Annotated in this window: 2 protein-coding genes and 1 pseudogene; all 3 read left to right on the forward strand. The window is 72.4% G+C overall.

The window, feature by feature from the left end:
- Positions 1–157 precede the first annotated feature (157 nt).
- The 3 genes and pseudogenes from ACFWH7_RS17875 to ACFWH7_RS21055 all read left to right on the forward strand — a co-directional run bounded on the left by ACFWH7_RS17875 (position 158) and on the right by ACFWH7_RS21055 (position 4,707).
- Entirely contained in the window at positions 158–1,393 is a 1,236-nt protein-coding gene (locus ACFWH7_RS17875) for a winged helix-turn-helix domain-containing protein (RefSeq protein ID WP_378218474.1), read from the forward strand.
- A 269-nt stretch (positions 1,394–1,662) separates the two neighbouring features.
- A pseudogene (gene secA, locus ACFWH7_RS17880) lies at positions 1,663–4,530 on the forward strand (preprotein translocase subunit SecA); the annotation flags it as partial.
- A 51-nt stretch (positions 4,531–4,581) separates the two neighbouring features.
- Positions 4,582–4,707, forward strand: a complete 126-nt coding sequence (locus ACFWH7_RS21055; RefSeq protein WP_463054463.1) for an SEC-C metal-binding domain-containing protein — start codon at positions 4,582–4,584, stop codon at positions 4,705–4,707.
- Positions 4,708–4,819 lie beyond the last annotated feature (112 nt).

Genomic DNA, 4,819 nt, shown 5'->3' on the forward strand with positions numbered 1-4,819 from the left:
TGCGTCGGCGGCGCTGTCCCCCCCCCGCTCCCACCCCACCTCCCCCCCTCCACCGCGGTGGGGGTCGGGCGCCCGTCGCGCTGTCCGGTCCCGCCGGAGTGTGGGTGGGGCCGGGCAGGATCGGAGGGTGGTCGCCACGCCGTCGAGGTCCGAGTCGATGTCCCTGTCCCAGGCGCGCCGCGTCGCGCTCGCGGCGCAAGGGCTGCACCGTCCCCGCCCGTACGACGGAACGGGTGGCCGGGCGCCGACCATGCGGCAGGTCCAGGGGGTGATCGACCGGCTCGGGCTGCTCCAGATCGACTCGGTGAACGTGCTCGCGCGGGCGCACCTCATGCCGTTGTACGCGCGTCTCGGCCCGTACGACACGGCGCTGCTGGACCGCGCGGCGGGCCGGGCGCCGCGCCGGCTCGTGGAGACGTGGGCGCACGTCGCGTCGTACGTGCCGCCGAGCACGTGGCCGCTGCTCGAGTGGCGTCGTCGCCGGTACCGGACGGAGGCGTGGGGAACCATCAGCGCGGTCGAGATGAGCCACTCCGAGGCCGTGGAGGACGTGCGCCGCCTCGTCACCGAGCGCGGCCCCATCACGGCGAGCGAGGTGCACGAGATCCTGGAGGCGGAGGGTCGGGCGCACCCCCGGGACCGGTCGCAGTGGGGCTGGAACTGGACGGTCGCCAAGCGCGCGCTCGAGTTCCTGTTCTTCACGGGCGAGATCACGTCCGCGCGCCGCAACGGCGCGTTCGAGCGCTGCTACGACCTCACGGAACGCGTGCTACCGCCGGAGGTCGTCGCGGCGCCGCCGGTCGGGGACGCCGACGCCGTCCGGGCGCTCCTCGAGATCGGTGCGCGCGCTCACGGGGTCGGGACGCTGCGATGCTTCAAGGACTACTTCCGCCTCCGGGGCCCCGCGGTGCGGACGGCGTTCGACGAGCTCGTCGAGGCGGGCACGCTGCGGCCGGTGACGGTGCGCGGCTGGGACGAGCCGACGTACCTGCACGCGGACGCCGCGCTCCCGCGACGCGCGACGGCGACGACGCTGCTCAACCCGTTCGACCCGCTCGTGTTCGAGCGCACGCGGCTCGAGCGGCTGTTCGACGTGCACTACCGGATCGAGATCTACGTGCCCGCGCCCAAGCGGGTGCACGGCTACTACGTCCTGCCGTTCCTCGAGGGAGAGCAGCTCACGGCGCGGGTCGACCTCAAGGCCGACCGGCGGGCGGGCGTGCTGCGGGTGCTGTCGGCGCACCGCGAGCAGGGGGCGGGGCAGGAGACGGCGGCCCGGCTCGCCGCCGAGCTCCGCGTGCTCGGCGGGTGGCTCGGCGTGCCGGACGTCGACGTGGCGCTCTCGGGAGACCTGGCCCCCGCGCTCGCGGCCGAGGTGGCGACGACGGGCTGACGGGTCGACCGGGTCCGGGCGCGTGGTGACAGGCCTTCCCGCGCGGTGGGCGGCCCGCCCGCGCGGGGGCCCGGCGTCGTACCCTGGCGCGGGGTCTCGCCGGCGAGGTTCGTCGTCGGCGAAACCCGGGCGGGTCCGACGTCGCTCCGACTCGCCTACGATGTTGTGTGACGTTGCCGACGTCCGCTGCCGTGCGCGCCTGCGCGGGAGAGCGTCGGCGCTGCTCCCGGACCACCCGGCCCGGGCACCGATCGATACGGGAGTCCTGCGTGCCTTCGATCCTCGACAAGGTCCTTCGCATCGGCGAGGGGCGGATCCTCAAGAAGCTGTCCGGCATCGCCGACCAGGTCAACAAGCTCGAGCCGGGCTTCGAGGATCTCACCGACGAGGAGCTGCGGGAGGAGACCGACCGTTTCAAGGCGCGCCTCGAGGCGGGCGAGACCCTCGACGACCTGCTCCCCGAGGCGTTCGCTGCGGTGCGCGAGGCGTCCCGCCGCACGCTCGGCCAGCGGCACTTCGACGTCCAGCTCATGGGCGGCGCGGCGCTGCACCTCGGCAACATCGCCGAGATGAAGACCGGTGAGGGCAAGACGCTCGTCGCGACGACGGCCGCGTACCTCAACGCGCTCGAGGGCAAGGGCGTGCACGTCGTCACGGTCAACGACTACCTGGCGAAGTACCAGAGCGAGCTCATGGGCCGCGTCTACCGCTTCCTCGGCCTGACGACCGGCGTCATCCTGTCCGGTCAGACGCCCGCGCAGCGCCGCCAGGAGTACGCCGCGGACATCACGTACGGGACGAACAACGAGTTCGGCTTCGACTACCTGCGCGACAACATGGCGTGGTCCACGGACGACCTCGTGCAGCGCGGCCACCACTTCGCCATCGTCGACGAGGTCGACTCGATCCTCATCGACGAGGCCCGCACGCCGCTCATCATCTCGGGTCCCGCGTCGGGCGACACGAACCGCTGGTTCGGCGAGTTCGCGAAGGTCGTGCGGCGTCTGAACCAGGGGGCCGACTACGAGGTCGACGAGAAGAAGCGCACCGTCGGCGTGCTCGAGCCGGGCATCGAGAAGGTCGAGGACTACCTCGGCATCGACAACCTCTACGAGTCGCTGAACACGCCGCTCATCGGGTTCCTCAACAACGCCATCAAGGCGAAGGAGCTCTTCAAGCGCGACAAGGACTACGTCGTGCTCAACGGCGAGGTGATGATCGTCGACGAGCACACCGGGCGCATCCTGCCCGGCCGTCGGTACAACGAGGGCATGCACCAGGCCATCGAGGCCAAGGAGGGCGTGCAGATCAAGGCGGAGAACCAGACGCTCGCCACGATCACGCTCCAGAACTACTTCCGCCTGTACTCCAAGCTCTCGGGCATGACCGGTACCGCGGACACCGAGGCCGCCGAGTTCCAGGGCACCTACAAGCTCGGCGTCGTGCCGATCCCGACGAACCGGCCGATGCAGCGCGTCGACCAGGCCGACCTCGTGTACAAGAACGAGGAGGGCAAGTTCGACGCCGTGGTCGCGGACATCGTCGAGCGCCACGCGCAGGGTCAGCCGGTGCTGGTCGGCACGACGAGCGTCGAGAAGTCCGAGCTGCTGTCCTCCAAGCTCAAGAAGCAGGGCGTGCCGCACGAGGTCCTCAACGCGAAGCAGCACGAGCGCGAGGCCTCGATCGTCGCGCTGGCGGGCCGCAAGGGCGCCGTGACGGTCGCGACGAACATGGCCGGCCGCGGTACCGACATCATGCTCGGCGGCAACGCCGAGTTCATGGCGGTCGCGGACCTCGCGGCGCGCGGCCTCGACGCCGCGGAGAACCCCGAGGAGTACGAGGCGGCCTGGCCCGACGCGCTCGAGAAGGCGAAGGCCGCGGTCGCGGCGGAGCACGACGAGGTCCGCGAGCTCGGCGGCCTCTACGTGCTGGGCACGGAGCGCCACGAGTCGCGCCGCATCGACAACCAGCTCCGCGGTCGTTCCGGCCGTCAGGGCGACCCGGGCGAGTCCCGGTTCTACCTGTCGATGCAGGACGACCTCATGCGCCTGTTCAACTCGACCCTCGCCGAGTCGATGATGAACCGCGCCGGGTTCCCTGACGACGTCCCGCTCGAGTCGAAGATGGTCACGCGCGGCATCGCGAGCGCGCAGGGTCAGGTCGAGTCCCGCAACTTCGAGATCCGCAAGAACGTCCTCAAGTACGACGACGTCCTGTCGCGCCAGCGCACCGTCATCTACGACGAGCGTCGCCGCGTGCTCGAGGGCGAGGACCTCCAGGAGCAGGTGCAGCACTTCCTCACCGACGTCGTCACCGCGTACGTCGAGGGCGCCACGGCCGAGGGCAATCCGGAGCACTGGGACCTCGACGCGCTGTGGACCGCCCTCAAGGCGGTGTTCCCGATCTCGATCACCGTGGACGAGGTCGTGGAGCAGGCCGGCGGTGAGACGCGCCTGACGAGCGAGATGCTGCTCGAGGAGATCCTCTCCGACGCGCGCATCGCCTACCAGAACCGCGAGGAGCAGCTCGGCGCGGCGAACATGCGCCAGCTCGAGCGACGCGTGACGCTCTCGGTCCTCGACCGTAAGTGGCGCGAGCACCTCTACGAGATGGACTACCTCAAGGAGGGCATCGGGCTGCGCGCGATGGCGCAGCGCGACCCGCTCGTCGAGTATCAGCGCGAGGGCTTCCAGCTCTTCCAGGCGATGACCGAGGCCATCAAGGAGGAGACGGTCGGGTACCTCTTCAACCTCGAGGTCAAGGTCGCCGAGCCGGGTGCGGCACCGGGCCAGGCGCCGGCGATCTCGGTCGCGGACGCCGCCCAGGCCGCGCAGTCGGCGGCCGGTCAGGCGCTCGGCGGGGCGGCGGGGGCGGCCTCGGCCGGTGCCGCCGCAGGTCTCGCGGCGGCGGCCCAGCCGGCCGCCGCTCCGGCGCAGGACGCTCCCGTCGAGGACGCACCGGCGACGGCCGACGCCCCGGTCGAGGACGCGCCGGTCGAGCCGGAGCCCGCTCCGGTCACGGCCCCGGCCGCGTTCGGCGGCCCGAGCGGTGACCGCCCCGGCACGCTCATCGCCAAGGGCCTCGACGGTCCCGACCGGCAGGTCCCGCTGTCGTACAGCGCGCCGAGCGAGGACGGCACGGGCCAGGCCGTCGTCTCGGGCGACGCGAGCCGGCGCTCGCGCCGCGCGCTGCACGGCGAGGCGAGCGCCGTCGAGAGCGACGGTCGCACCTTCCCGGGGACGCCGCGCAACGCGCAGTGCCCGTGCGGCTCGGGCAAGAAGTACAAGGTCTGCCACGGCCAGAACGAGGAGTGACCCTCGACCCGTCCGGCGAGCGCCGTGACGGGAGAGACGGGGGGGGGGGGGCCCCCCGGGGGGGGGGGGCCCCCCCCCGGGGGGGGGGGGGGCGCCCGCGCCCCCCCGCCCG

This window comes from Cellulosimicrobium cellulans, from assembly GCF_042723955.1.
In the GTDB taxonomy this organism is placed as follows: Bacteria; Actinomycetota; Actinomycetes; order Actinomycetales; family Cellulomonadaceae; genus Cellulosimicrobium; species Cellulosimicrobium cellulans_H.

Excerpts from the sequence above, each read along its gene's own strand:
- ACFWH7_RS17875 (WP_378218474.1), top strand. The coding sequence starts at position 158 with ATGTCCCTGTCCCAGGCGCGCCGCGTCGCGCTCGCGGCGCAAGGGCTG.